The sequence below is a fragment of the Fimbriimonas ginsengisoli Gsoil 348 genome (assembly GCF_000724625.1).
In the GTDB taxonomy this organism is placed as follows: Bacteria; Armatimonadota; Fimbriimonadia; order Fimbriimonadales; family Fimbriimonadaceae; genus Fimbriimonas; species Fimbriimonas ginsengisoli.
In genome coordinates this window covers 5,205,101-5,231,762 of record NZ_CP007139.1, presented here as the reverse complement: position 1 = coordinate 5,231,762, position 26,662 = coordinate 5,205,101, and the positions used below count along the sequence as shown (strand labels likewise).

At 61.4% G+C, this 26,662-nt stretch carries 24 protein-coding genes; 13 read left to right on the top strand and 11 right to left on the bottom strand.

The window, feature by feature from the left end; all coding sequences use genetic code 11:
• Window positions 1-217: 217 nt before the first annotated feature.
• Entirely contained in the window at window positions 218-862 is a 645-nt protein-coding gene (locus tag OP10G_RS23675) for a thiamine diphosphokinase (protein ID WP_025227950.1), read from the top strand.
• A gap of 343 nt (window positions 863-1,205) precedes the next feature.
• Here OP10G_RS23675 and OP10G_RS23670 read toward each other — a convergent pair whose 3' ends face one another.
• Both OP10G_RS23670 and OP10G_RS23665 read right to left on the bottom strand, forming a co-directional pair.
• Window positions 1,206-1,682: a hypothetical protein gene (locus OP10G_RS23670; RefSeq protein WP_025227951.1), complete on the bottom strand. Its 477-nt coding sequence runs from the start codon at window positions 1,680-1,682 to the stop codon at window positions 1,206-1,208.
• Window positions 1,682-2,173, bottom strand: a complete 492-nt coding sequence (locus OP10G_RS23665; RefSeq protein WP_144241346.1) for a YcxB family protein — start codon at window positions 2,171-2,173, stop codon at window positions 1,682-1,684. Before OP10G_RS23665 ends, OP10G_RS23670 begins: the two co-directional genes overlap by 1 nt.
• A 54-nt stretch (window positions 2,174-2,227) precedes the next feature.
• On the opposite strand from OP10G_RS23665, the gene OP10G_RS23660 reads away from it, so the two are divergent.
• From OP10G_RS23660 to OP10G_RS23645, 4 genes are read left to right on the top strand one after another with little or no spacing between them, the layout of a single operon-like run.
• Window positions 2,228-4,468, top strand: coding sequence for an ATP-binding protein (locus tag OP10G_RS23660; protein ID WP_084179708.1), 2,241 nt, complete (start codon window positions 2,228-2,230; stop codon window positions 4,466-4,468).
• Window positions 4,468-4,920 (top strand): YiiD C-terminal domain-containing protein, encoded by a 453-nt coding sequence (locus OP10G_RS23655; protein WP_025227954.1) that lies wholly within the window; start codon window positions 4,468-4,470, stop codon window positions 4,918-4,920. Before OP10G_RS23660 ends, OP10G_RS23655 begins: the two co-directional genes overlap by 1 nt.
• An 8-nt stretch (window positions 4,921-4,928) precedes the next feature.
• Window positions 4,929-5,378 carry an acetyl-CoA carboxylase biotin carboxyl carrier protein gene (locus OP10G_RS25505; protein WP_025227955.1) on the top strand — a complete coding sequence of 150 codons (450 nt, stop codon included), beginning with the start codon at window positions 4,929-4,931 and terminating at the stop codon, window positions 5,376-5,378.
• A gap of 16 nt (window positions 5,379-5,394) precedes the next feature.
• Window positions 5,395-6,690: a homoserine dehydrogenase gene (locus OP10G_RS23645; RefSeq protein WP_025227956.1), complete on the top strand. Its 1,296-nt coding sequence runs from the start codon at window positions 5,395-5,397 to the stop codon at window positions 6,688-6,690.
• Between the two features lie 91 nt (window positions 6,691-6,781).
• Here the strand turns inward: OP10G_RS23645 and gyrA are convergent, their stop codons facing one another.
• The gene (gene gyrA, locus OP10G_RS23640; RefSeq protein WP_025227957.1) at window positions 6,782-9,286 is read right to left on the bottom strand and encodes a DNA gyrase subunit A; all 2,505 of its coding nucleotides are present in this window, start codon (window positions 9,284-9,286) and stop codon (window positions 6,782-6,784) included.
• A 631-nt stretch (window positions 9,287-9,917) separates the two neighbouring features.
• On the opposite strand from gyrA, the gene OP10G_RS23635 reads away from it, so the two are divergent.
• Genes OP10G_RS23635 through OP10G_RS23620 form a run of 4 tightly spaced genes read left to right on the top strand, consistent with a single transcriptional unit; the run spans window position 9,918 to window position 13,100 of the window.
• Window positions 9,918-10,682: a hypothetical protein gene (locus OP10G_RS23635; RefSeq protein WP_025227958.1), complete on the top strand. Its 765-nt coding sequence runs from the start codon at window positions 9,918-9,920 to the stop codon at window positions 10,680-10,682.
• Between the two features lie 41 nt (window positions 10,683-10,723).
• Window positions 10,724-11,710 carry an NAD-dependent epimerase/dehydratase family protein gene (locus tag OP10G_RS23630; RefSeq protein ID WP_025227959.1) on the top strand — a complete coding sequence of 329 codons (987 nt, stop codon included), beginning with the start codon at window positions 10,724-10,726 and terminating at the stop codon, window positions 11,708-11,710.
• Between the two features lie 14 nt (window positions 11,711-11,724).
• Window positions 11,725-12,483 carry a transporter gene (locus tag OP10G_RS23625; protein ID WP_025227960.1) on the top strand — a complete coding sequence of 253 codons (759 nt, stop codon included), beginning with the start codon at window positions 11,725-11,727 and terminating at the stop codon, window positions 12,481-12,483.
• 23 nt (window positions 12,484-12,506) lie between these two features.
• Window positions 12,507-13,100, top strand: a complete 594-nt coding sequence (locus OP10G_RS23620) for a UbiX family flavin prenyltransferase (RefSeq protein ID WP_025227961.1) — start codon at window positions 12,507-12,509, stop codon at window positions 13,098-13,100.
• 52 nt (window positions 13,101-13,152) lie between these two features.
• Here OP10G_RS23620 and OP10G_RS23615 read toward each other — a convergent pair whose 3' ends face one another.
• From OP10G_RS23615 to OP10G_RS23605, 3 genes are read right to left on the bottom strand one after another with little or no spacing between them, the layout of a single operon-like run.
• Window positions 13,153-14,292 (bottom strand): glycoside hydrolase family 172 protein, encoded by a 1,140-nt coding sequence (locus OP10G_RS23615; RefSeq protein ID WP_025227962.1) that lies wholly within the window; start codon window positions 14,290-14,292, stop codon window positions 13,153-13,155.
• 4 nt (window positions 14,293-14,296) lie between these two features.
• Window positions 14,297-14,791: a hypothetical protein gene (locus OP10G_RS23610; protein WP_025227963.1), complete on the bottom strand. Its 495-nt coding sequence runs from the start codon at window positions 14,789-14,791 to the stop codon at window positions 14,297-14,299.
• A gap of 31 nt (window positions 14,792-14,822) precedes the next feature.
• Window positions 14,823-15,296 carry a hypothetical protein gene (locus tag OP10G_RS23605; RefSeq protein WP_025227964.1) on the bottom strand — a complete coding sequence of 158 codons (474 nt, stop codon included), beginning with the start codon at window positions 15,294-15,296 and terminating at the stop codon, window positions 14,823-14,825.
• Between the two features lie 76 nt (window positions 15,297-15,372).
• On the opposite strand from OP10G_RS23605, the gene OP10G_RS23600 reads away from it, so the two are divergent.
• Together OP10G_RS23600 and smc are read left to right on the top strand one after the other, a co-directional pair.
• Entirely contained in the window at window positions 15,373-15,897 is a 525-nt protein-coding gene (locus OP10G_RS23600) for a hypothetical protein (protein ID WP_025227965.1), read from the top strand.
• Window positions 15,898-15,910: 13 nt separating this feature from the next.
• Window positions 15,911-19,372, top strand: coding sequence for a chromosome segregation protein SMC (gene smc, locus OP10G_RS23595; protein WP_025227966.1), 3,462 nt, complete (start codon window positions 15,911-15,913; stop codon window positions 19,370-19,372).
• 134 nt (window positions 19,373-19,506) lie between these two features.
• On the opposite strand, the gene OP10G_RS25500 is transcribed toward smc, so the two are convergent.
• Together OP10G_RS25500 and OP10G_RS23585 are read right to left on the bottom strand one after the other, a co-directional pair.
• Window positions 19,507-20,253 (bottom strand): MamS/MamX family magnetosome protein, encoded by a 747-nt coding sequence (locus tag OP10G_RS25500; protein ID WP_144241345.1) that lies wholly within the window; start codon window positions 20,251-20,253, stop codon window positions 19,507-19,509.
• Between the two features lie 88 nt (window positions 20,254-20,341).
• Window positions 20,342-21,019: a type II secretion system protein gene (locus OP10G_RS23585; RefSeq protein ID WP_025227968.1), complete on the bottom strand. Its 678-nt coding sequence runs from the start codon at window positions 21,017-21,019 to the stop codon at window positions 20,342-20,344.
• 191 nt (window positions 21,020-21,210) lie between these two features.
• Here OP10G_RS23585 and OP10G_RS23580 point away from each other — a divergent pair, with 191 nt between their 5' ends.
• Window positions 21,211-22,968 (top strand): hypothetical protein, encoded by a 1,758-nt coding sequence (locus tag OP10G_RS23580; protein WP_144241344.1) that lies wholly within the window; start codon window positions 21,211-21,213, stop codon window positions 22,966-22,968.
• A gap of 65 nt (window positions 22,969-23,033) precedes the next feature.
• Entirely contained in the window at window positions 23,034-23,318 is a 285-nt protein-coding gene (rpsT, locus tag OP10G_RS23575; RefSeq protein WP_025227970.1) for a 30S ribosomal protein S20, read from the top strand.
• Window positions 23,319-23,412: 94 nt separating this feature from the next.
• Here rpsT and OP10G_RS23570 read toward each other — a convergent pair whose 3' ends face one another.
• The 3 genes from OP10G_RS23570 to OP10G_RS23560 all read right to left on the bottom strand — a co-directional run bounded on the left by OP10G_RS23570 (window position 23,413) and on the right by OP10G_RS23560 (window position 26,429).
• Complete coding sequence (locus OP10G_RS23570) at window positions 23,413-23,718, bottom strand: FKBP-type peptidyl-prolyl cis-trans isomerase (protein WP_025227971.1); 306 nt, start codon at window positions 23,716-23,718, stop codon at window positions 23,413-23,415.
• Complete coding sequence (locus tag OP10G_RS23565; RefSeq protein ID WP_052547952.1) at window positions 23,715-24,398, bottom strand: FKBP-type peptidyl-prolyl cis-trans isomerase; 684 nt, start codon at window positions 24,396-24,398, stop codon at window positions 23,715-23,717. The genes OP10G_RS23570 and OP10G_RS23565 overlap by 4 nt, the downstream gene beginning before the upstream one ends.
• A 90-nt stretch (window positions 24,399-24,488) precedes the next feature.
• Entirely contained in the window at window positions 24,489-26,429 is a 1,941-nt protein-coding gene (locus OP10G_RS23560; RefSeq protein WP_025227973.1) for a homocysteine S-methyltransferase family protein, read from the bottom strand.
• Window positions 26,430-26,662 lie beyond the last annotated feature (233 nt).

Below are 26,662 nucleotides of genomic sequence, written 5' to 3'. Positions count from 1 at the left end.
AGGCTTAGGGAGAGAACCCAACGGTTGACTTACCGTGATTTGGTCGAAATGCAGGATTAAGCTTAGCTATGCCCAGCCAGCCCGAAATGCCGAAGTTTTTCTCTACATTGGACCGTTTTGAGCCGATTTACTGCCGATTTCTGCATTCCTATACACGGTCGTCTACCTCGTAACGGAAAAATCGCGATAGCGTCTCAAGGCCCGGTACGATAGCGCAGTGAGTGCCAATCATCCCCGCGTCCTTGGGGTCCTTGCCGGGGCGGATATGCCTCTGGAACAACTGAACGCTTGGGCTCGCTCGGCCGACGTCGTGTACGCCGCCGATGGGGGAGGCGACCGGCTTCTGGAGGCGGGCGTCCCGCCGGATACCACCATCGGCGATCTCGATTCGATTCGATCCGTCCTTCCGTTTCGCCGCCTGATCCAAGATCCGGATCAGGAGACGAGCGACTGCGACAAGCTTCTCACGCTCACCGAGCGAAGCGGTCACAACCGAATCACGTTGATCGGCCTCGAAGGAGATCGCCTCGACCACGTATTGGCAACTCTCGGAAGCGCGGTCCGCTCCTTGCTCGACGTTCGCCTGGCGCTTCGCTCAGGACTCGGCTACATCCTCCGTGGCCCCGCCCAACAAAGCTTCGCCACCTCCCCCGGAGAAACTGCTTCTCTGATGCCGCTGAGTCCCTGCACGGGCGTGAGTTTCTCGGGGGTCGAATGGCCTCTGGAGAACGACGAACTTGGTCTCACCGCCTTCGTCAGCCTGTCGAACAAGAGCCTCGGAAGTACGGTCGACGTCCGCCTCGAAACCGGGGCCGCGGCGTTATTTTTCTATTCTGAAGACCGACGACTTCCGAGTTGGTAATCGTCAAGGCTTCACGTAGCACGGGCAGCTTGCCCGTGTGTATCTCAGGCGGCCCGCCCGAGCAAAAAACGATCGCCAACCGCGACCTAAACCACATCGACGATAGCCGCGGTTCATGGTCCCACCGAAGGATAATGCCCATTCACCGTTTGGGTTTACATTTAGCTTGCCCGTAGCCCGAGGATTTATCCCCGGTAGAACCTTGAACCGCGGCTAAAGCCACGGGCTACGGGTGAAATTTGGCGAGGAAATGTGAACTTATTTCGTTGATGACCATTATCTCCCGACTACGGTCCAACTCATATTCTCGTGCTTCTTAGGCTCTGCGAGAACCTCGCGAGTGCTATTCCAGCCTACGTAACCTTGCCTCGAGCATATCAACTTCGGAGGGCGATCCAAACGCGTCCAGGCGAATCGGCACGAAAGCGAGTTGGCGAGTGCGGACGAGCAGGAACTCCTTTCGCCGGACGAGCTCGCGCACGTTGACAAAAGGTATCACCATTCGATACGGCTTGCCCGATGGGCCGGGCTTCTCGCCTAAAAACTCGAGCAAATCGTCGTTAATCCGAACCCGGCAGCCGCCGGAGACTAGGCGGGAAGTCTTGGCTGTCGATAGAACCGAACGCGCGGGTATCGAAAAGGGCCAAAGGATCGCGAACATTCCGATCGCCTGCATCGGCCCGCTGCCGAAGATCAACGCGAGCAGGCCAAAGACCGGCGTCACCGCGACGAACCACCAGAATTGGCGCAGATATTCCGCGGTCGCCAGGTTGGTCAGTTCCGTACGGCTAACCCGATAGCTGGAGGTTTCGATAAGCACTAGAACCCTTCCACCTTTGGAACGCGGTGCCGTAAGAATTCTTGGAATCGCGACTCATCATCGGACACGAAGGCATCGGCCGGCACCGGAAGAAACTGTTGGCGATCGATCGCCAATAAATAAAAGCCTCCGTACCGCTTCACCCAAAATAGGTTCTCTAGAAGGAGCTTGACTTCCTCGGCATCTCCTAGCGAGCGAACCGTGATCTGGTCCTGGCTGACCTCCGCAACTCGTTCAGTCGCGAGTCCTGGCACTCGGGCCAGCTTTGTCGCCATCCGATGCCGCCTCGTCACCGTGAGCATAGTAAAAGCGACCGCGAGACTAGGCGCCGAGATGTACCAAGGGACGCCAAGCAGTGCGAGGACGGCGACCTCCGCCGCGCCGCCGATGAAGACGTACATCACCAGCCTCCGGAGGGTCATCAAGTGCGTCGCCCGCGCCAGACCTGCTGGATCGATCGCGTACGGCCGCGTGCGGACAATGTCGGGCACGTATGAATTGTGCCGTAAGGGGGCGAACTCCCGCCGCCGTGCCATACTTCGCCGATGCTCAACGTGGAGTCTGAGGGAGCCGTCCTTCGCGTAACCATCGATCGTCCTGAGGTTCGAAACGCCTTTAACGACGAGCTGATCGCTCAGCTCTCGACCGTCTTCACGCACGTCGCTCCGGAAGTCAGGGCGATCGTGCTGACCGGCAGCGGCGACACGTTTTGCGCGGGCGGAGACCTCGCCTGGATGCGAAAGGCCGCGGGTTACACCGAGGAGCAGAACGCCGAAGATGCCCTCCACTTGGCCCAGCTGTTCCAAAGCATGGTGGAGTGTCATGCCGTGGTGATCGCTCGGGTCCGCGGTGCTTGCTTTGGGGGGGGATGCGGCCTCGTCGCCGCGTCCGACGTGGCGATCGCGAGCGAAGACGCCCTCTTCGCCTTTAGCGAGGTCCGCCTCGGCCTGGTACCCGCGACGATCTCCCCGTTCGTTCTGCCCAAGATCGGCGCTGGTCATGCCCGCCACCTCTTTTCGACCGGGGAAGCATTCGGCGCTGCCCACGCCTTGCGCATCGGCCTCGTGCACGACGTCGCCCCTCCCGACGACCTCGATGCCGCCGTCGCAAAACGGATCAAAGCTGTCCTAGCCGCCGGCCCCGCCGCGGTCGCCAGCGCGAAGCAACTGGCCCAGGAGCCGCCGCTGAGCCTCCCCGAAGCCGCCGCCCTCCTCGCCCGGACGCGGGCGAATGAGGAGGCCAAAGAGGGAATCTCGGCTTTCCTCGAAAAAACGCAAAGCGAGTTATCAAGGATGATCGAGAAGCTGCTCATCGCAAATCGAGGCGAGATCGCCGTTCGGGTAATCCGCGCCGCGCGAGAAATGAGGGTGCGAACCGTCGCCGTCTACAGCGACGCCGATCGCGACGCGATGCACGTTCAGTTGGCCGACGAAGCGGTTGCCCTCGGCGCGCCAGAACCGTCCGCCAGCTATCTCGACGCCGCCAAAATCCTGGACGCTGCCCGCGCCACCGGCGCCGACGCGATCCATCCCGGCTACGGCTTTCTCAGCGAGCGCGCCGAGTTCAGCGACGCATGCGCGAAGACCGGGATCCTTTTCGTGGGGCCGCCGGCTTCCGCCATGCGCCGCCTCGGCGCCAAGACCGATGCGAAAGCGCTCGCCGTCCAAGCCGGGGTACCGATCGTGCCCGGGATGTTCGAGCCCGGCGCAACGGACGCGCAGCTCAAAGCGGCCGCGGACCAGATCGGCTACCCGGTAATGCTCAAGGCCAGCGCCGGGGGCGGCGGGCGGGGGATGCGCGCGGTCCACAATCCCGCCGACTTCGATGGCGAGTTGAAAACCGCTTCCGATGAGGCGCTCAAGGCGTTCGGCGACGGCACGATGATGGTGGAGAAGCTCGTCGAGCGCCCCCGCCACGTCGAGGTCCAAGTGCTGGCCGACCGCCACGGAAATGTGGCGACCCTTTTCGAGCGTGAATGCTCCATCCAGCGGCGTCACCAAAAGCTGATCGAAGAATCGCCATCCCCGCTTTTCGATTCCCAGCCCGGCTTGTGGCCCCAAATGGCGGAGGCGTCTCGGAGGCTCGTGCTGGAAGCCGGCTACTTCAACGCCGGCACCGTCGAATTCATCGTCGACGAAGCCGCCGGCGCCTTCTATTTCCTCGAGGTGAATGCCCGGTTGCAGGTCGAGCACCCCGTCACCGAGATGGTCACCGGCCTGGACCTCGTGCAATGGCAGATTCGAATCGCCCAAGGTGATCGCTTGGAGATCGACCCTCGACTGATCGCCGGAGACCGGGGCGCGATGAAAGGCCACGCGATCGAAGCCCGCATCGTGGCCGAGGACCCGGCCCGCAATTTCTTGCCGTCGGTGGGGAAGATCCTCGCCTGGGCCGAGCCCAAAGCTCCCGGCGTGAGGGTCGATACCGGCTACGCCGCCGATGCCGAGATCCCGCGCTACTACGATTCGATGATCGCCAAAGTGATCGCCCATGGCGACACCCGGGCAGAAGCCATCCAGCGCCTGCGAGGCGCGTTACTCGACTTCCACGTCCTCGGCGTTCGAACCAACGTCGCCTACCTCCTGGATGTCCTGTCTCACGCGGGCTTCCAGAAAGGTGACATCGATACCGGCTTCCTGGGCCGGGAGTTTTCCGAATGGGCTCCCGGCGATATCCCTGCCGAGATCGGCGCGATTCTTCTCACGGTAACTCCCGTCGCCAAAGCGGGAGCCCCATCCGCCGTCGGCGCATGGGCGCTCGCCGATCGGTTCCGGAACGCCCGCTGATGGAGACCAAGGCTCTTCAGCGATACCTGCACGAACACATTCCCCTCACCGCCGCGATGGGGGTAAACGTCGAGCACGCCGACGAAAGCAGGGTGGTTCTAAGCGCTCCGCTGGCCCCCAACATCAACCACCGAAATACCGCCTTCGGCGGCAGCATCGGCGCCATCGCGACGGTTGCCGCTTGGGCCTGGTTGCATTGGCACGCGGCCCGGTTTCCGTTTTCGGTTCGCCTCGTCGTCCGCTCCAGCCGTGTTGAGTTCCTCCTGCCGATCGAGGGCGACTTCACCGCGATCTGCGAGCGCCCGCCGGACGACGAAATTCGTGGCTATGAAGCTTCCTTGCTTAGGCGAGGAAAAGGGCGGATCGAGCTCCATGCGCGACTGGAGCAAGGGGGCCAGGTCTGTGCCACGTTCACCGGAACCTTCGTCGCGATCCGCCCCGATGAGCCATAATCTCGCCCGTGGCGGACTACAAGGAGACGATTGGCGAACTTGCGGAGCTGATGCAGGAGTATCGGCTGACCGAGGCGCGTCTCAAATCCGCGGATCTCACGATCGCCTTCCGTCGCCGTAGCGCATCCAAGCCGTCGACCTCAAGCGAGGAATCGACGGAATCGCATGAAGAGTATTCGTTCGATACTGCCGCGGCCGCACCTGCCGTTCCTTCGGCGCCAAAGGGCATTCCCGTCGCCAGCCCCATGACCGGCATCTTCTATAACTCCTCCAGCCCCGGATCGCCGGCGTTTGTCAAGGAAGGGGAGACGGTTACCGCGGGCCAGATTATCGGCCTCATTGAGGCGATGAAAGTGTTTAACGAGATCCCCTGCACCGCGAGCGGCACCGTATTGCAGATCGTCGCCCAAAGCGGACAGATCGTAAACCCGGGCGACGTCATCATCTACGTCGGCTAGCTTCCATAATTAGGGCGTGACCTCCACCCTCACTCGCACCGTCCGCGTCGGCATCCTTGGCTTCGGTACCGTTGGCAGCGGCGCGTACCGGATGTTGCAGGACAACCGCGACGCTATTCTTCGCCGGGTCGGGGTTCCTTTCGAGGTTACGAAGATAGGCATCCGCGACACCGCAAAGCCTCGGCAACTGCCGGCCGAAATGTTCACCACCGACCTCACGTCGATCGTCGACGATCCCGCCATCGAGGTAGTCCTGGAGCTTATTGGCGGAGTGGACCCGGCCGCCGAGCTGGTCGAGCGAGCTTTGCGAAATGGCAAGCACGTGGTCACCGCTAACAAAGAGCTGATCGCGAAACACGGCGCCCGGCTTATTTCCCTCGCCAAGAGCAAGGGATTGGACCTCCACTACGAGGCCGCGGTAGGAGGCGGAATCCCGCTTGTGCAGCCGTTGAAGCATCAGCTTGCCGGCAACGACGTGTTGAAGATGATGGGAATCCTCAACGGCACCACTAACTACATCCTCACGAAAATGCAGCGTGAGGGGGCGGACTTTGCCGACGTCTTGGCGGAAGCGCAGGCGAAGGGATACGCCGAGGCCGATCCGACGAACGATGTCGATGGCTTCGACACTATGTATAAGATCTCGGTGCTGGCCAGCATCGCTTTCCACAAGCACTTACCGGTGGAAGGGGTCTATCGCGAGGGGATTCGAGGCGTTTCTCTGCTCGACATGCAATACGCCGACGCCCTCGGCTACACGATCAAGTTCTTGGCGATCGTGGACGCCATCGCGGAAGATACGATCCTCGCACGGGTTCACCCGACTCTGATCCCGAAGACGCATCCTCTGGCAAGCGTCAACGACGTCTACAACGCCCTTTACCTGCACGGAGACTTTGTCGGCGACCTGATGTTCTCCGGCCGAGGCGCCGGCTCGGACCCCACCGCTTCGGCGGTCGTCGGCGATCTGTTGGATGTGGGCCGAAATATCGCCGGCGGAGGCTCCGGCAGCGCGATCCCGTTCGACGAGGAGCCGCTGAAAACCTGCCCGATCGACGACCTTCGAACCGCTTTCTATCTCCGCCTCGTCGTCCAAGACCGCCCCAAAGTCCTCGGCATCATCGCCACCGAGTTTGGCGAGCACGACGTCTCCCTCGCCGCCATGGAAATGAAAACCCTCGACGAATCCCGTGGCGAGATCGTCTTCCTCACCCACCCATGCCTAGAGAAGAACTTCCGAGAACTGCTCGTCGGCTTGAAGCAAAGCGGAGTCGTGGAAGAAGTCTGTAGCTCGATAAGGGTAGTGAGTTAACTCCGGAGCCCCTCCTCCTCCCGCTCGCGATTGGGGTTGTCGGCTTGAGGAAGTCGACAGCCCCAACGGCAAGAGGAGGGGGCTCCGGAATTTACTCTTCGATTACCGCTTCTTCGCCGGAGGCTTCGATGTCTAGGTCGCCGTCGTCGGTCCCCTTGACGATGCGGGCGATGCTGGAGACGGAGTCTCCGGCGGCGAGGTTGACCAACTTGACGCCCTGGGCGACGCGAGCGGTGGTGCGGATCTCCTTCACCTTCATCCGAATCCCCTTACCCTTGTTGGTCATGACCAACAGCCGGTCGTCTTCTTCCACCACTTCCGCGCCGATGATCTTGCCCGTCTTCTCGGTGCAGTTCATCGTGAGGATGCCGCTGCCGCCGCGTCCTTGAACTCGGTAATCGGAGAGCGGGGTTCGCTTGCCGTAACCGTGTTCTCCGACTACGAGCAGAGTCATGTTCTCGTCCACCATCGCCGCGCTGACTACTCGGTCCTCGCGGTTATCCTCTTTGAACGAGATCGCTCGGACGCCGCCCGCAGCGCGGGAGCGAGAAGTGGCATCTTGCTCGTTGAACCGGATGCTTTGTCCCTCCCGGGTGATCAGGATCACGTCGTCGTTGCCGCGGGTCTTCAGAGCCCAGCCGAGCTCGTCCCCTTCCTCGATATCGAAGGCGATAAGGCCGTTGTTTCGGATGTTGGCGAAGTCGCGGAGCGACGTTCGCTTGATCTCCGCATGCCGCTTCTCGCCGGTACCTCGGGTGATCATCGTTAGGTATCCGTCGATGTTCAGGTCCTTGACCGAAATCGTAGCCGTAACCCGCTCGCCGCCCACGATGTTGATGTAGTTGATGACCGGCATGCCGCGGGCGTAGCGTCCGCTCTCCGGGATCTCGTACGCCTTCAACCGGTAAACGCGGCCGCGGTCGGTGAAAAAGAGAATGGTGTGGTGCGTGTTCACCTGGAACAGGTGAGCCGGCTCATCCTCCGCCTTCATCGTGTTGTTCACACCCTTTCCGCCGCGCTTTTGTTGGCGGTAAGCGTCGACCGAAACTCGCTTGATGTAGCCGTCGCGCGAGATGGAGATGATCGCCTCTTCCTCGGGGATCAGGTCCTCGGGCGAGAATTCGCCCGCTTCGCGGGCCACGATCTTGGTCCGCCGGTCGTCGCCGTGTTTGTCGCGCAAAGCCACGATCTCGTCGCGCATCACCTTCATGAGCCGCTCGGTGTCGTTGAGAATGTCGAGAAGGTTCTGAACCCTTCGAGCGACATCCTTGAACCGGTCCTCGAGTTCGTGCTGCGAAAGCCGAGTGAGCTGACGGAGCTGCATGTTCAGCACCGCGTTAGCCTGCACCGGGCTCATCCCGAACGTCCGGATAAGTCCCACGCGGGCGGCGGCGGTGTCTTGGCTGGCTCGGATGAGGGCAATCACCTCGTCGAGGTTCGACCGCGCGATCTGATATCCCTCGTTGATGTGCAGCTCTTCGAGCGCTCGGAACAGCTCGAACCGGGTCCGCCGCTCGATAACGTTTCGGCGGTGCCGGATGTACTCGTCCAGCGCCGTAATGATGGGGCACGTTCGCGGCGCCAAGTCCACCAGGCTGAGCGCGATCACGCCAAATGTGGTCCGCAGATTCGTGTGCTTGAGAAGGTAATTCAGCGCCCGGTTCGGGTTCACGTCCCGGCGGATCTCGATCTCGACGCGCATGCCGCGCTTATCCGAGTAGTCCTGAACGTTAAGGATGCCGTCGAACTTCCGATCCTTCGCGATCTGCGCGATCGCCTTGACTAAGTTCTCTTTGTTCACCTGATACGGCAGCTCGGTCACCACGATGACGGACTTGCCGCTTTCGCCCGGATCGATGTGGGTCTTCGCTTGGAGGACGATCGAGCCGCGCCCCGTCTCGTAAGCGCTCCGAATCCCCTTGGTCCCCATGATGAGACCGTAAGTGGGGAAGTCTGGCCCCGGAAGCACTTCCATTACCTGGTCCAAAGTGCACTCCGGCTCGTCGAGCCGAAGGATCAGCGCGTTGCAAACCTCGGTCAGGTTGTGAGGCGGCAAGTTGGTCGCCATGCCGACCGCGATGCCCTGAGAACCGTTGCAGAGAAGGTTCGGGAATCGGCCGGGCAAAACCGTCGGCTCGAGAAGCGTAGAGGCATAGTTGTCCGCCCAGTCGACCGTCTCCCGGTCGAGGTCCTCCATCAGCTCCATCGAGAGCGGAGTAAGGCGCGCCTCGGTATATCGCATCGCCGCCGGCGAGTCCCCGTCTACGCTACCGAAGTTTCCCTGCCCGTCGATCAGCGGGTACCGCATCGACCATGGCTGAGCCATGCGGACGAGGGTCGGATAGATGACCGCTTCGCCGTGCGGGTGGTAGTCGCCCGATGTCTGGCCGCAGATCTTGGCGCACTTGATATAGGCGCTGTCCGCGGTGTTGTTGAGGGACCGCATTGCGTACAAGATGCGGCGTTGGACCGGCTTGAGACCGTCTCGGACGTCCGGGAGGGCTCGGGCGATGATGACCGACATCGCGTAGTTAACGTATGAGCGTCCCAGCTCCTCATCGACGTTAACGATGGAAAAATTTGGATTCTCTGCCACTTCTATTCCTAAAAGACGTCCGTAAAGGGCGAAATGAAGCTCTCGGAGGTGTCTCGCGAACCTAAATTGTACCCGAAAGGGGGCCGAGAAGCCGATTTGCGGCGGTTCACCGCACTCCAGACACTCCCTACACGCGACCTAGGGGGTTATTCGCCGTGCGCGGCAATCGCGCGTTCTTGCTTCCCCTCGATGAATTTCGCGCGCGCCCGGGTGCAATTTTGCTGCCCTCGATAGGGCCTTAGGCCCACTGTAAATGCAGGTAATTATACGTAGTACGGTGGCTATTCGCTTTTTTCGGTTGTTAAGGAACATTTTTCGGAGTTCTGACGCCAGTGTCCAGGAGTTTGGGCCCAGCGAGGTCGAATCTCACCTTAATATAACCTAGTGAATTCACCAGGGTATTGACCCTGAAAAGAACTTCACCTCGGTTGAGGGCCTTAAAAAGGAGGAATGAAAGGAGATGCGCAGAGGTTTGGTTTTCTTGGCGACGGCGGCGTTTGCTAGTGGCGGTTCTGTTATGGGAACCACGTATTTTCACGGTGGCGGAAGGTACGCGCCGATTAATCAGGGCGTCACTGACGCACGCGACGTAGATGTCAAAATTGATAGTGCTGAATACACTACGCGCTGCTTGGACGGCGATTCGTCCGTAATCTCCCAACGAGGAGGCAAGCTCCTCGTTATTCACTACTCGATTAAGAACAAAGCGAAATACCCGCTCCCCTATGGTCCGGGTTCGATAACGCTGAGCATCAACAGCGCTGGCTATAGCCAGCGTTCCTCTGGGATGGCCGCGATGTGGCTGGGCCGCGATGAAACGCAGCTCGGTCCCGGAAAGTCGGTGAAGGCCTCTACTACGATCGAGATTCCAAACGAGATCAAAGATCCTAGCGTGACCGTGCACCTAAGTAGCGGAGAGGAATTCAAGATTGATCTGAAAGGAAAGATCAAGCATACCGACGGGTTCTTCATGAAGGACGGGGTCACCCTCGACGAGAAACCGCTGAAGTTCAACCAACGAGCCGAATTCGGCGTGCTCGACCTCAAGGTCACCAAGTATGAAGACGTGGGACGCCAACTCGGAACGCTGGTATTTGCCCAGGTCGGTGAGCACCTCGCCGTCGTCAAGGTCGAGTTGACCAACGTCACCTCCGAGCCGTTAATTCTCGGCGAGGGAACGGTCTACCCCGAGCTGCTCGGCCTGGAAAAGAACCAGTGGAGCTACGCCGAGCACTTAGTTGCCGAAAGCGCTCTCGAAAGCGGAATGATCAAGATCAAGCCGCACGGCACATTCAAGGGACTGATCGTCATGCGCGTAGTCGACGGCGTAAAGCCGACCGGCATTCGCATCACCGACAGCGCGACGAGCCGCCGATCCGTGGTCGTTAACTTCTAGATCCGGAACCGTTCGTGCCGCCGATAGGGTAGCAAGCGTTCATGCGCTTTCTCGTTATCGGCGGCACCGTTTTTGTCGGCCGCCACTTTGTAGAGGCCGCCCAGAGCCGGGGCCACCACGTCACTCTGTTTCACCGCGGCACGAAAGGGCCGGGACTGATGCCGGGCGCCGACGAGATCTTCGGCGATCGGGACGGCCAAACGGATCGCCTCGCGGGTGGAAAATGGGATGCCGTCGTCGACTGCTGCGGTTACTTCCCGAGAGTGGTCGAGCAATCGGTAAAAGCCCTCGCCGATTCCGTAGACCGCTATCTCTTCGTATCAACGATCAGCGTCTACGATATGGCGGGACGCGACCGGCTAGACGAAGAATCCCCTGTCTTGACGATCGACGATCCCACTATCGAGGAGATCCGAGGCGATACGTACGGCGCGCTTAAGGCGCTATGCGAGAACGTCGTAGTCGAGACCTTCGGAGATCGCGCGCTTATCGTGCGGCCCGGCTTGATCATGGGGCCAAACGATGTCAGCAATCGGTTTACCTATTGGGTCACCCGGATGGCCGAGGGAGGAAGGGCCGTCGCCCCTGACCGTCCCGGTCAGCCGATGCAGCTCATCGACGTGCGTGACCTGGGGCTCTTCATGGTCCTGGCGTTGGAAAAAGAGCTTGGCGGCGTCTTTAACGCATGCGGCCCGGAGACTCCCAAGACGCTGGCGGACATGATCGACGCATGCCACACGTTGAATCTCGGGACGGAATTGGTTTGGGTAGATCCCTCGGTGCTTGCGGCCAACGGTATCGAGCTTTGGCAAGACCTGCCGCTCGTGATGCCCGCCGATGGATCGGACGAAGCGATGCAGAGAGTCGATAACCGGCGCGCCATTGCCGCCGGACTCGCGTTCCGCCCCTGGGAAGCGACGGCGAGAGATACGCTGGCCTGGCGTCGGTCGCAACCCGAGGATGGGCCGCCTCGTTTCGGTATGGACCGGGCGAGAGAGGCTGAGTTGCTTTCAAAGCTTCACCTCTAAGTCTAAAATCACCCATGACTCCAATCGTTCTCTCGATCGCCACCCTCACCATGATCCAGGGGGTGGCCGAGAAGTTAGACCCGATCTCCCCCGACCGCCCGTCCTTCGCCAACGCCACCCATATCGTGCCGTTGAATCACCCGTATCTCGAGGTCGGAATTCGGCAAACCGCGTTTGGCGACTCCACGACTACCGATTACGGCGATGGCAACACGTTGCGTCTCGCGTTGAGGGAAAACCTCGAGGCGCGTATCGGCTTTCCTTCCTATCTCGCCGCCCGCGGGGACGGCGCATCGGACACCGGATTTGGCGACGAGACAGTTGGATTCAAGTGGCGCTTAACCCCGGATGCGGCGGGGCACCGATCCGCCTTTGCGGTGGAAGGTGATGCGACCTTCCCCTCGGGTTCACGCGCTTTCCGGGGGGCGCGAGTTCAACCTGTCTTAACCGGGATCTGGACGGTCTTGCCCGACGCACATAGTGAACTGGACGTCAACCTCCTTGTCGCCCGCCCAGCCGACGACGCCGGCTCGTTTACCGAGTTCGGCGCGGCCGCCGCCTATGGAAAGGACCTCGGCCAGGGTTTTGGAGTGTACGGAGAGCTGTTCTGCCTCCTACCGCAAGTCGGCCGGGTCGACCGCTCCGCATACGTCGACGCCGGCGTTTCAAAGTTGCTCCGGGACAACCTGGCGCTCGACGCCTACATCGGCCGTGGCCTGAACGGGGTCGGACGAGACCATTTCTTCGGCGCCGGCGTTTCGTATCGATTCTAACGGTCCAGTAAACTCCCCACGAAATGTCAACCGGAAAGCTGGTCGTGGGGGTTACGGGCGCCAGTGGGGCCATCTACGCTCAACGGTTCCTGGTCGAAGCGGCCCGCCGGTACGACGAAGTGCTGCTTATCCTGAGCGAGCAGGCGATCCAGGTCGCCGCAACGGAGCTTGGCGTTTCCCCGAAGCGGCAGGAGTTTTCCACCAAAGAATGGCTCGGTCAAGACCTGCCGAATATTCGGCTACTCGACTCTAAAAACTACTTCACCCCTCCCGCCAGCGGCTCTTTCCGGCACGACGGCATGGTCATCGTTCCGTGTAGCATGGGGACTGCCGGCCGCATCGCGAATGGAATCTCCGACGACCTCCTGACTCGATCCGCGGACGTTTGCCTAAAGGAGAGGCGCCGCCTGATCCTCGTTCCGCGGGAGATGCCTTGGAACCTCATCATGCTGCGTAATCTCACGAGCCTCGCCGAGGCCGGCGCAACGATCATGCCCGCCTGCCCCGCCTGGTACCACCGCCCCGCAAGCCTAGAAGAGCTGGCCGACACGGTAGTAGCCCGGATCCTCCAACTGCTAGGTCAAGAACAAGACCTCGCCAAAGAATGGATGACTTAAAGCGGCGCAGCCGCCTTGGAGTGCGCGAGCTCGCTCGCGCTTGTCCGGCCCATTACGGCCGGGGCAATCTTTCTCCTACCGTCGGAAGCGCTGGAAACGGCTTGTGCGGCTCGTGTTGATACCAGTAAGCCGTCGAGCTCATGTCCAGCGTGAGCGCGTTGGCCTCCCCGTGCTCGATCGACACCCGGATCGACTTTCGAAATCGGACCGGGTCTTCGATATGGAACCGATACATCGAGTTCTTCCCCTTGAAAGGCCACTCGTCGTTTCCTGAGTAAAGGGTGATCCCATGGTAGGGAGCGCAGAATTCGGTCGAAGGGCCGAACGCGGTGTTGAAGTAATCCTCGGTACCGGTCCCGTGGAGGCGCGGCGGCCACGGCTCGCCGTCGATGACGATCATGTCGTCCCCTTCGCCGTACCAATCGTTCCCCTCTCGCTGGAAGCAGTCGACGTTGAGGTTGCAACCAACATAGATCCCATCCCCTTCCGCTTCGAGAATCGTGTAGTTCTCTTTGTCCGATAGGTTCGGGTGCTCGCGCCAAATCTGCAAGTAGTTCTCCGGGCCGAGCTTCTCGGTGAGCCAACCTTCCGTCGGGTTCTCTCGCCGCCACTGGGCGTGGAACCGCGCGGGCTTTTCCGGAACGTCCACCGCCTGCCCCCTCCTCCTCCCGTTCGCGTCAGGGTCTTTTGGTGGGCCGGCTTTGTCTGCCGCGGCGGCAAGAGGAGGGGGTTCGCAGGCGTACTCTTCCCAATCGATGTAAAAGTAGAGGTTGATTGGGTTTTCGCATTCGTTGTGGATCTCGACTCGAGCGGTGTCGAACGGCATCGGCCACCAACAATTCATGCCGCGGCCGTCCGCAGGAGACATTTGGAGCGGCAGAGAAGCAAAGTTCTTCCGGACCCCGTGCCCCATTCCGAAGAAGTCGCCCAGCGGCGCCTCAACGCTCGGGGCGTCCTCGCCATCCCACCAGCAACGCAAGACCACCCGACGCAGATAGCCGTCATCTCCACCCACCGTGGTCCAGATGTGGCGAATACACCCGGCCACGTTCGCCGACAGAATCGTGCGGCGCTCACCCGGCTGGATCGTCCACCAATCCTCGTTCCCCCCGGTTACGTCGTAAGAACTGGCCCGGCGAGAGGTGTAGTCGCGAAGATAGGGGAGCTGTCCGAGGCTGGTTTTTCCAAGCATCGCTCTAGTCGGTTGGGATCGGTTTGCCATCCAAGGTCGCCTTGGACGATTTGATGTGCATTCGGAAAAGTTTCCAACCCCGACGAATATATATCCAGGTGTCGAGCTGCTTCTCGGTCCCCGCCACGACGTGCACCTTGCCGTTCGGTCCCTTTAGAGTCATCTCCCAGTCGCTGGTGACGCTCGCCTCCAGGGTCTTTCCTTTGGCGGCGATCGAGTCCACATGCATATCGGCTCGAGTGAAGGAGACGACCTGCTTCATCATCGACTCCGTATCGTCGATCATTTCGGTCGCGCTTTGTTTACGCCCTTTGTGATCGGTATAGATGAAATCCCGCGTTCCCTGTAGCAGGAAGATCTTCCGCATCGCGGCGATATCTTTCGTTTTGGAGGCCTTGGCAAGGCGGCTATAAATCAGTTGCAACTCGCCCTTGAGGTCGGCCGCCTGGGCCGAGCCAACGAGCAGCCCCAAGGCGACCAAAGCGCCGAATTTTATCATCCGCTAACAACCATATCGGAAATCGGGCATTTCATTGCTTGGACATTTTCGTGTCGGACTTGGTCTGGATGCTTTTTCGGAGCTTCCACTCCTTACCTATCCGCACCCAATCGTCGACCGTGTGACTGTGGTCGACCAGCTTCATCGCCTGCTTGTCGATCCCGAGAAGGAGGGTCGTATCGCCATCCAACCCGACCGTCGCTTTGCTTCCGGAGACTTTGATGGATGTGATCCGGCTGACGAGGCTGATCACCTTTTGAGTCATCTGAATTTGTTGGACGACCATCTCTTCGAACTTGGCCCGCTTGTACAGGTTCTTGTCGTGCGACCCGTAAACGAAATCCTCCGTCGTATTAACCTTAATCCACCGAGCGGTTGCGGCGGCATCTCTGCGAGCAACCGCTTGGTCGAAGGCATGGTACTTCGCCTGCAGGTCGGAACGCACATCCGCGTGAGAAAGGAGGGGGAGGGCCAGAAGGAGCAAGGAAAAGTTGCGAAGGATCATGCGTAGAGTGTTCCACACCTACGGACGTTCGGGAACTACCTCACACTTCGCTCTTGCGTCGATTACAATAGGCCCGATGCCGAATCCGTTCGGAAACGTGGTCTATATCCAGATCCGCCGAAGGTGGGTCAGTATCCGCTTGTTGGGCTGGAGCGGGCGGCTTGGCGAATGGTCGGGTGTGCCGGAAGTCGTCTTTGGACAAGACGGAAAAGGTCGCGAGCACGCCTATCTTCCCGATGATCCGCGAGCGACGACCACGATACGCCCCCGGGCTTTTATCGCCTTTGCCCACCCGCGGGTTGTCCTCGACGGATTTGACGATACCGTCGCGGCGTTGAGGATTATGCTGAAGCTGGCGGGGGTACCTGCGCAAATGGTGGCGCGGACTACGTATCTGCTTCACATCCGCGACGAGTGGTTCGGAGGGGTCTCGGATGTTGAGAGGCGGGCGCTGATTGAAATGGCGAAATGGTTGGGCGCCGGCCGGGTGCTGTTCGTCGATTCCCCGACGGAACTGAGCCCACCGGAGGTGCTTGCGTTGGTTCGATCGCCGCAGGCGCAGACCGGGTCGAGTGTGCCGCTTGCGGGTGGAGTATCCTAAGCAACCCCGCCCTATGCGTCTGAAGCGCGTCCGTATCTTCGGGTTTAAGACCTTTGCCGACCGCACCGAGTTTTCGCTCGAGGGCGGCGTCATTGCGGTCGTTGGCCCCAATGGGTGCGGGAAGTCGAACCTCGTCGACGCGATCCTTTGGGGGCTAGGCGAAGGTAACTCTCGGCATCTTCGCGCCGCAACCAGCCAAGACGTCATCTTTAGCGGCTCCGCCAACCGGAAGCCGGTCGGGTTTGCCGAAGTAACGCTGCTGTTCGACAACGAGGACGGCGGTCTCCCGATCGAGACCTCGGAGGTCTCGATTACCCGCCGCCTCACCCGCTCCGGCGACAGCGAGTACTCGATCAACCGGCACCCCTGCCGTTTACGCGATATCTACGACCTTTTGGCCGACTCCGGATTGGGGCGCGCCGGTTATGCGATCGTCGGGCAAAAAGAGATCGATTCCGCTCTCAGCGCGTCGGCTGAAGATCGCCGGGCGTGGGTGGACGAAGCCGCCGGGGTGCAGCGGTATCGGGCGAGGAAACTCGAGAGCCAGCGGCGTCTCGTGGCGGCGCAAGAGCACCTAAGCCGCGTAGCCGACATCCTTCACGAGCTCGAATCGCAGCGCGAACCGCTCCGCGAGGAAGCGGAAATCGCCCAGCGATACAAGAGCTTGATGGGCGCGTTGCGCGAGGTGGAGGTCGGCCTCCTGGTGGAAGAGGTGGCGCGGGCGATCGCGGAGGTTCGGGAGAACGAGGCGCGATTGGAAGAGTCCGCGAGGGTCTCGCAGGCGGAGCTGGCGCGAGCGGAGGCTCTGGACCATAAGATCCGAGAGACGGGAGCCGCGATCTCGGCCCTCGAGCAAGAGCTAGACACGATCCGCGGCCTTCAGCAAGGAAGCCTGACCGCGCTGGAACGCGCGGACGCCAACCTACGGCTGCTGGACCAACGACTCACGAGCCTGGACGACCAGGAGAAGAATCTAGCCGATGACGGCCGCAGCGTCGCGAATCGGATTACCGAAGCCGAACGGGAAGTGGGCGAACTGCGCCAGGAATCGGAAGGAGAAGCGAAGGCATTCGAGGAGCTCCGGGCCGAGCTGGTGGGCGTTGGGGAAGAGGCAAAGCAGCTTTCCGATGCGCTCAAATCGGTCGAGCGGGAGTTGGACGAGGCTCGCCGCCGTCACGCGATCCGGCTCCGCCAAGAAGCCGAACGAGCCCATCAAGCCGATCGAATGAAGCTCGTGCGCCGCGAGATCCAGGGGATCGTTGAAGCGTTGCCAGAGCTGGATAGCGCGATCGCCGAGGCCCAGGCCGCTTTTGACGGCCTGTCCGGCCAGGGGCAGGCGCGTCAGGGCGAGATAAAGAAACTTGAAGCCCGAATCCAGGAGATTCGTCAGGAAGAGGAGCGGGACGCGGCGTCGGTGCGCAAGGCGCTGGCCGAAAAGGCCTCTTTGGAAGGGCGCAAGCGAGGGATCGAGGCGACGATCGACGCCCACGAGGGGCTTACCCAGGGCTCCCGCGCGGTGCTGGAGGCGGCCGAACGAGGTCTTCTCGACGCGGACTACGTACCGGTCGGCCAAGCCGTCGACACCGATAAAGAGTATGCCCTCGCCATCGAAACCGCGCTCGGCGGGAGCGCGAACGACCTCATCTGCGACGATCCCGCCGACGCGAAGGCCGGCGTCGAATGGCTCAAGAAGCATCGAGCGGGCCGCGCCACGTTCCAGCCGATCCCTCTGATGCGCCCTTCGGAGGCGAGCTATGAGCTGAAGCGGCTGCTCGGCGAGCGTGGAATCGTCGGTCGAGCGAGCGAGCTCGTCTCATGCCGGGCCCACCACCGGCCGGTCATCGATTCGCTGCTCGGCCGAGTCGTCATCGTCGAAGACATCGACGTCGCCCTTCGCCATGCCCGCACCACCGGATGGTCGCGATTGGTGACCTTGGATGGCGAGGTCGTTCATGGGAGCGGCGCGGTCACCGGCGGCCAGCAGGCACGTCAGGGATACGGATTCGTCCAGCGGAAGGCGGACCTTGCCGAGCTGGCGATCGAGCTGGAGAAACTGGAGAAGACCGTCGGCGAGTTCGATGGCCGAAGTAATCGGCGCGCTCGCGCGAAAACCGAGGCAGAAACCGAGATCCGAGGTATCCGGGAGGCGATCGCCGCCGAGCAGTCCGAGATTCAGGAGGCGAGAAACTTCCTGCAGACCCTAATTGACGAGCGACGAAGCGCCGAGCGGTCGCAGGAGAAGCTGCAAAAGGAGCTGGAGGTACTTACAGACCAGCCAGTCGCCGACGAAACGCCGATCGATTTGCCCGGTCTGGAGGCGCGCCGTGACGCCGCCATCAAAGCGCTCGCCTCAAAATCGGCGGACGCCGACCAAGCGGAAAACCGGATACGGGAAGCGGAGGGGCGAGCCCACCAGGCGGCGGTGCGGCTGCAAGCGGGCGAACGGAGACTGCAGATCGCGCGGGAGGCCGAGGAGCACCGGGTTCGCCGGCTGCAAAGTCTCGAACCGGATCGGCAGAAAATTCGCGCCGAGCGCGAAGAGTCGCTGCACGCCCGGATGCAAGCGAGCCAGTCGAAGGCGGAAGCCGACGTTCGCCTGGAAACCGCCCAAAGCGAGCGCCGAGAGCTTCTGGAAGCGAGCCTGAAGCAAGCGGAAGAGGCTAAGGCGGCCCGGGCGAACTCAGCTCTAGTTGTCGAAGCTGCGCATCAGGCGGAGCTTGGCCGTACCCGCGCGGAGGCGCGCCGCGCCACCGCCTTGCAACGGTTGTATGAGGAGTACGGGTTGGTCGAGGAGGAGGCGCTGGCTCAAAGAGGGCTTCACGAAGTACCGGCGGACGCCTCTACGGTGGTCAATCGGCTTCGACGGGAGCTGCGATCGATGGGCGACGTCAATCTCGGCGCCATTGAGGCGTTCGAGCGACTCAACACCCGGTTCGAGGAGTTGGAGGCGCAGCAAAACGACGTCTTGGAGGGAATCGAACAGGTGGAGGCGAGCATCCGCGAGCTAGACAAACTCACCCGAGAGCGGTTCGTCTCGACCTTTCTCGCCGTGGAGGCGGCGTTTACGGAGACGTTCCAAAAGCTGTTCGGAGGCGGAGAAGGGCACCTTGCGTTGAGCGATCCGGAGCGGGTGCTGGAGAGCGGGATCGACATTTTGATCACCCTTCCCGGAAAGAAGCGCCAAGCGTTGCAGCTTCTCAGCGGCGGCGAACGATCTTTGTCGGCAATGGCGTTCCTGTTCGCCCTGCTCAAGGTCAAGCCCTCGCCCCTGGTGGTGCTGGACGAGGTAGATGCTCCACTCGACGGGCGAAACGTGGAGCGGTTCGCGGCGATTCTTCAGGAATTCACCGCGACCACCCAATTCATCGTGATCACCCACAACCCGACCACCATCGAGCACGCACCGGTTTGGCTTGGGGTCACGATGCAGGAACCGGGCGTCTCCACCCTCGTCCCGGCTCGCCTCCCCGCCTAGACGTAGCGTGGCACGGGCTTCCAGCCCGTGTGTATCACGACCATCCTGGTCGTGCTAGAGGGCCAAGGGCAAGATGCCCTTGGGACCCACTGGCTGGAAGCCAGTGCCACGTGTGAAGCCTACGGCGTACAAGATCAGCGGCCGCCCCATCCACCCCAGATCGGAACGCCGTCATTTCGGAAGATGAAGGTGTTGTTGCCGGTGTAGAGCGAGTCCGCGACGGTGACGTATGCTCCGGCTTGATACGGTGTTCGGGTTCCCACAACCTGCACATACGCACCGGGTTGGAGGACGTAGTCTTGGCGGTCCATGTACCACTGCGGAGCGGTCACCACGTTCACGTTGCCGTCAGGGGTCTGCACTACGTAGCCGACCAGGTCCGTTCCATTGATATTGAAAGTGTTTGACGACAAGATCGTTCCGCCGATGGCATTGGTGGGGACCTGGGCCACCACCGCTCCTCGGTTCGCCGACCAGTACGGCGCGCCGTTCATGTCGCGAAGCGTCAACACCCGGGTCGTTTTAGTGTTAACGATCTGCCGGGCCAGCACCACGGAATCTCCATTGACCGTCGCGCGGGAGCCGATCACGCGAACTTTGTCACCGACATTGATCTTTGCAACCTGGCTGGCCACAAACCAACTTGGGCCGACTTCGACTTGAATGGTTCCGCTCTTCGGCGTCTTCACCAGCAGCGAGACTCCTTCGGCCATCCCGGTCATCGGGGGCGCCTTCAATTTGCCGGTCACCTTGCCGGTGAACATCACCTGCCGGTTCCGGTTGTACAGCTTATTGTACGGGGAATCCCATCCGTACCCGCCGCTCCCGGTAAGAACGACCGCCTGCCCATACGAGAGCCCTGTCACTAGGGCCGCTGCCAATATCGATACGAACTTTATCATCCTGCTCTCCAAAAACCGTCGGCTTTAGGAAGTTGGACGACAACGGATAGCCCCAGGATCGGGCGCTTTACAACTCGGAGCTCCACGACAGCATCAAAGCGTCGCGGGTAAGGGTCTTAACGTGAAAATCTCCGAACAGGGTGTTGTAGCGGTAGCTGTGCAGGAGCGGAAGGTAGTTGCCGCTGTTAACGTCGCCCATCTCCAGCGCCCGCCCGTCCCCATGCCAGTGGCCGCCGCCGTCGAATAGAACGTTGACGTCGGCAGGAAGGCGGAAGCTGGTATCGGTAAACGCCTTAAAAGCGATCTCGGTGCGGAAGAAGTAGCTCGACCCGTACATCTTGAACATGCTCGGCGAGGTCACAAACTCGGTGTCGGGATGGCTGTCCAGCATTCGCGTTCCCGTATCGGACGGGCAGTGGAACACCTCGAGGTTCTTTAGATACGGCTGCAGCACCTCATGCAGCATAGGCATGTGGGGAATTCGCGCGCGAAACTCGGGGAATGCATCCCAGATTTGAGGAGTGAACTTGTCCGAGGCATCCAATGCGTGCGGAAAAACACCGTCGGCATCGTTCATGTAGAGCGCGATCGCGCTGCCGATTTGTTTTAAATTGCTGAGGCACTGCGTCTTTTTGGCTGCCGCCTTGGCCCGCGCGAAGACCGGGAACAGGATGCCGGCCAAGATCGAGATAATCGCGATCACGACGAGGAGCTCGATAAGGGTAAATGCGCGGCGGCGATTCATAAGTTGGCAGACCTTATTTCATGGTACGCGAAACGATCGCCCCGGGTGCCGCTTTGTTATGGCATTGGAGCCCTTAAAACGGTCATAATAGGAGGTTGCGCCGTGCATGTGGCGGCGCGTGAGGAAACCCTTTGGCGAAACCGAGTCCTATTAAGCCGGAAGAACAGTTTGCGCGATCCTACGTCGATCGCTTGATCCTCGAGCAGCTAACCGATATGGAGTCCGCCGTTAAGCTCGGCGAGCTCGCAGATCGGCTCTCCGGGGCCGGGATCGGCCTCGCCACCGTGCGCTCGCTCCTTGCATCGAACCCCGACCGGTTCGCCTACCACGAGCGAAAATGGATTCCTGCCTCGCGCCTTCTCGGCCAGGGCCGGCCGTTTGCCGAGGCGATGGCGGTCGTTCTGCACGGTTTCGGCGGTCCGATGCCGATGAGCGTTCTCGTAACCGAGATCGGTCGAATCCGCCAGCTACCCGCCGAGGAGGTCGAGCCGACGGTTCGCCGAATCGCAAAGTACGACTGGCCGTTCGTGGTCACGGGCGACGATCATGTCTCGCTCACCCAGTGGGGCTTTGAGGCGATCGACCAGAAGCTGGACCGCGCGCTCGCGCTGAACGGAATCACCCGCGAAGAGTTCGACGGCGCGCAGGCAAAGCTTGCCAACATCAATTTCCGCGACCCGGCGGCGATCGCCGACGCCGTGCGAATCGCGGCTCCGATCCGCCTTAAGGTGCTCGGCGCGGTCGCTTATGCGGCGCTCAACCGTCCGGACCCGAAGACGGTCCTGATGTTCGACGCGCGACAGTTCTACGCCGACGCCATTTCGGTACCCGGTTACGTGTTCGCGCCGGACGGCGTTCTGTATCCGGAAGCGGATGCTAAGAAGTGGATTTCGAACGCGATCCGCCTCGCCGAGCGGCTCGCGCCGACGGTCGAGGTCGAGGACGTTCAGCCGATCGAGGTCAAGCCGGAAGATGTCGACAAGCTCGTCGCCAAGGTGCTTGCCAACGAGAACACCACCACCGCCACTCGTCTGCTCGAAGAGAACTACGAGATTACGCTGAGCAACAAGACGTTCCCCGACGACATGGCGAACATCATGGCGGCGCTGCGCGGTCAGGATCAGCTTCAGTGGGTCGGTGGAGACCGATTCCGGCGGAAAGGGGACTTCCCCGAGTACATCCTGGAAGTTCCTGAGCCGTTCCAATTCACCAAGAGCGACCAGACGAGCGAAGAGGGCGACCCGATCGACGTCGAGCTCACGGACGACGGCCTCAGCTCCTCCCTCCGCAAGCTTCTTCAGCACCCGCTGGCCACCGACGTCCTCGACGAGGATATTCAGCCAGCCCCCAAGACGATGCCGGAGCAGGTTCGCCTCGTTCTGAAATCGATCCACCGCGAGCTCGGCACCTTCCCGATGGCTCAGATCCCGACCGGCTGGCTGAGCGCAGAACCGAAGATCCAGGAGATCATCGCCTACGATCCAACCGGCCGCGAGCTTCAGATCTGGGCGAACCACGACGCTCGCCTGCTGTACGGATTCCTCGACTGGTGGTATGAGCAGCCGGTGGAGAGCGGCGCGGTCTTCACCCTTACGAAGACCAACAAGGCGAACGTCCTCGAGTTCGAGTGGCTGGATCAGCCGGATCCCGTCGTCTACATCTCGGCCCAGCGAATGGAAGAGCTTCGTCAGCTCGGCGTCACTTCGGAAGGGAAGAGCACGCTCGACCTTCTGATCGAAGTGATGGCCCACTGGCCGAAGGGCGCCGACTACCTCACCATTCTCGCGGAGATCAATGTCGTCCGCCGCTCTTCCCGCCGGCTCATCGCCTCGCTCCTGTCGAGCTACCAGTGCTTCTATCAGCGCTCCGGTTCGCCGGTCTGGCACTTCGACGCGAAGAAGGTGGAGCTCGGCTTCGACAAAACGAAGCGGAAGTTCGTCAAGAAATAAGCGGACCACTACGGGCTCAGGATGCCTGAGCCCGAACCCGAGGTATACTCTCAAACTCACAAGCCATGGCGAATACGAAATCAAGCAAAAAGGACCTGCGCCGAAGCGCAAAGCGGCGCGTACGCAACCTCGCGACCAGGAGCGCGCTGAAGACGTATGTCAAGAAGGCGCGAGTGGCCGCCACTGCCGGCACCCCCGAAGTCGCGCAGAGCGCGCTCGTCGCCGCGGTGAGCGCCCTGGACAAGGCTTCTCAGCGAGGCATCATCCACAAGAACCAAGCCGCCCGCCGCAAGTCCCGCATCGCCAAAGCCGCCAACAAGGCCAAAGCGAAAGTTGTGGCAACTGCCTAAAGCGGTACGGATTCCAAAGTAAATAGCCCGAGCGCAAAGCGCTCGGGCTATTCTTTTTCTCCGTGGCACGGGCGAGCCGCCCGTGCCACGGGGGCTACGAGATCCGCAGGACTTCTAGTTCGAAGATTAGGGTGGCGTTGGGGGGGACGGCGCTTCCGGCGCCGCGGGAGCCGTAGCCCATCTCCGGCGGAACGGTGATGCGTCGCTTTTGGCCGACGGTCATCCCCATGACGCCGAGGTCGAATCCCTGAATGACTTGGCCGGAGCCGAGCACGAAGCTGAAGCTTCCTTTGTCAAACTCCTTGCCATCCGGGAAAGTCCCACGGTACTTCAGCTCGACCTTTTGGCCGGACTTCGCGGGCTCGCCCGTTCCGGGGCCGAGTTCTTCGATCTTGATCATCGGCTGATCCCCACGATCTCCAGGTCGAAGACCAAGTCCGCGTTCGGAGGAATCACGCCGCCGGCGCCCCGTTCGCCATAGCCAAGCGCAGACGGAATCGTCACGCGCCGCTTTTCCCCTTCCTTCATTCCGAGAAGTCCCATGGTGAACCCCGGAATGACTCCGCGTCCCACGGTGACCGGCATCGGTTGGCCACGGTCGTAGCTGCTGTCGAATTTCTTGCCGTCGGTGAGCTTGCCGATGTAGTGGACCTGCACGGAATCGCCCGCCTGGACCGAGCGTCCGTGGCCCGCCTTGAGGATCTGCTTCTTCACCCGCGTGATCTTGCGGAGTTCGACGGTGAACTTGAGCGTCGACTTGGGCGGAATATCCGCGCCTGCGCCGACATCGCCGTAGCCGAGGGCCGAAGGAATAATCAGGGTTCGCTTTCCGCCAACCCGCATCCCTTTGATCCCCTGGTCCCACCCCTTGATGACCTCTCCGCCGCCCAGGACGAAGCTGAACGGCGCGCGTCCGATCGAGGAGTCGAACTTCTTCCCGTTCATGAGTGTGCCGGTGTAGTCCATCGTGAGGTAATCGCCCGCCTGAGCCGGCGCGCCCTTTCCGACCTTAGTGTCGGTAATCTGAAGCTTCCCACCCTGCATCGTCACGAGCGGAAGCAGAACCAAACAAATCTGCATGCGAGGAGGGTACCCCGTACGACGCGCCCCTATGGCCGTGGCACGGGCGGCTCGCCCGTGGGTATCTCGGGCTGGCCGCCCGTGCCACGGTTAGGCGGCGTAGCGGCGGCGATCGAACACAAGGTCGCTCGCGATTTGCCAGACGTCGGCTTCGATCTGGTGCTCCGGACGGATCTTGCTGAAGTGGACGATGGCGCTCGTTAGGCCGACTTCGCGGGCGTAGTGGAGGAAGGCGGAGTTCAGGATCTGGCGGAGCGCGGGCTTGAGGCCGAAGCTTACGTTGGAGACGCCGAGGATGGTGTTGACACCGGGATGTCGCTTTCGTATCTCCTCGATCGCGTCGAGCGTCGCCACCGCCGACTCTCGAAATTCCTCGTCTCCCGATCCCAGGGTGAACGTTAAACAGTCGAGAAAGACGTCGTGGTCGGGCAGGCCGGCGGCACGGGTGCGGGCGAGGAGGCGCTCGGCGACCTCGACCTTCTTCTCGGCCGACTTCGCCATCCCGTCCTCGTCGATGGTCAAGGCGACCACGGCCGCGCCATATTTGCGGCACAGTCCCAGCACCTTTTCCGTTCTCGATTCGCCATCTTCGAAGTTGATCGAGTTCACGATCGGCTTGCCGGCGAGGCACTTGAGCGCGGCTTCGACGACCGGTACCTCGGTCGAGTCGATCATGAGCGGCACCGTGATGTGCCGGTTGTAGTAGCTGAGCAGCGTCGTCATGTCGCGCTTCTCGTCCCGCCCTACGTACGCGGTGCAGACATCGAGGACGTGGGAGCCTTCGCCCTCCAACTCGCGGGCGAGCTCGGTCAACCCTTCCCAGTTTTCGGCGGCCAGTAGATCGCGAAATGCGCGAGAGCCGTTGGCGTTGGTCTTTTCCCCCACGATGAGGAACGAATTATCTTGCTCGTACGGCTGGAACGTGTATAGGCTGGAGCAACCCACGAGGGACAAGGCGCTCGCTTGATCGTCCGTCTTCATCGTAAAGTCGAAACCGGGGAACAGGTGCCGCACCCGACGCCAGTGGCAATCCGCGGTATGGGACCGGCCGCCGACCGCTTCGGCGACCGCCTTAATATGTGCCGGGGTGGTGCCGCAGCATCCGCCCGCCAGCGCAACTCCGTGTTCGGTCACGAAGCGAACATGATGCTCGGCCAGCTCTTCCGGAGTCAGCTTGTACCTCGCCTGACCGGCTTCCATCACGGGTAGACCGGCGTTCGGTTGCACGGCGAGGGGACGGGTCGAGTTCTGGCCCAGGAACCGGATGTGAGAGGTCATCTCCACCGGCCCGGTCGCGCAGTTGAGCCCGAATGCCTTCACCGACGGAAACGCTTCGATCATATTGAGCGCCGCCGCCATTTCCGATCCCAACAACATCGTGCCGGTCTGCTCCATGGTCACTTGGACGAAGAGCGGCACTTGACGCCCAGTCTCGGCCATGGCGCGCTCCGCGGCGACGATGGTGGCTTTGACCATCAGGAGGTCTTGCAGCGTCTCTAGGAGGAGCGCGTCGGAGCCGCCTTCGAGTAGGCCACGGAAGCCGTCCGCGTAGGTGTCCTCCAACTCCTGCCAGGTCGTCTGTCCCAATGAAACGAGCTTGGTTCCCGGACCGATCGCCCCTACTACGAACCGAGGTTTGGCGGCGGTGGTGTACCGGTCGGCCGCGCGCCGGGCGCACCGGGCGGCCTCTAGCGAGATGTCGTACACCAGCTCCGAAATTCCGTATTCGGCGAGCACGATGGAGGTGGCCCCGAACGTGTTCGTCTCGATCAGATCCGCGCCGACCTCGAGGTAGGCGCCGTGGATATTCTCGACGACGTCCGGACGGGTAAGCACCAGGATCTCGTTGCACCCATCGAGCGGTTTATCGCCGACTCGTTCCGCCGCCTCGCGAACCTTCTGCGAGTAGTGCGGCTGAGGCACGAGCGTAAAATCTCGGTTCGCCAGCGCCGCCCCTTGGATCTGGGTTCCCATCGCCCCGTCGTATACCAAAACGCGCTCGGCCAAGGCATCGAGAAGTGGCGATTCCATATTGAAATTGTACTTGTCTCCCTTCGTTGCTACAGCGATGGAGACCGCCGATCCACACGGTAGAAGGCAATCGACTCGGTCGACCCCTCTCTCGTTCTGGCAAAGCGGCCTGAGTCCTTCAGATTCTCCTCCTGCCGCCCACCAGGTAGGGCTGCTGAAGTTCCCAATCGCGGCCGTGGTCCAAAAGCACGTTGACAAAACAGATTCACCCGTAGCCCGGGGATTTATTCCCG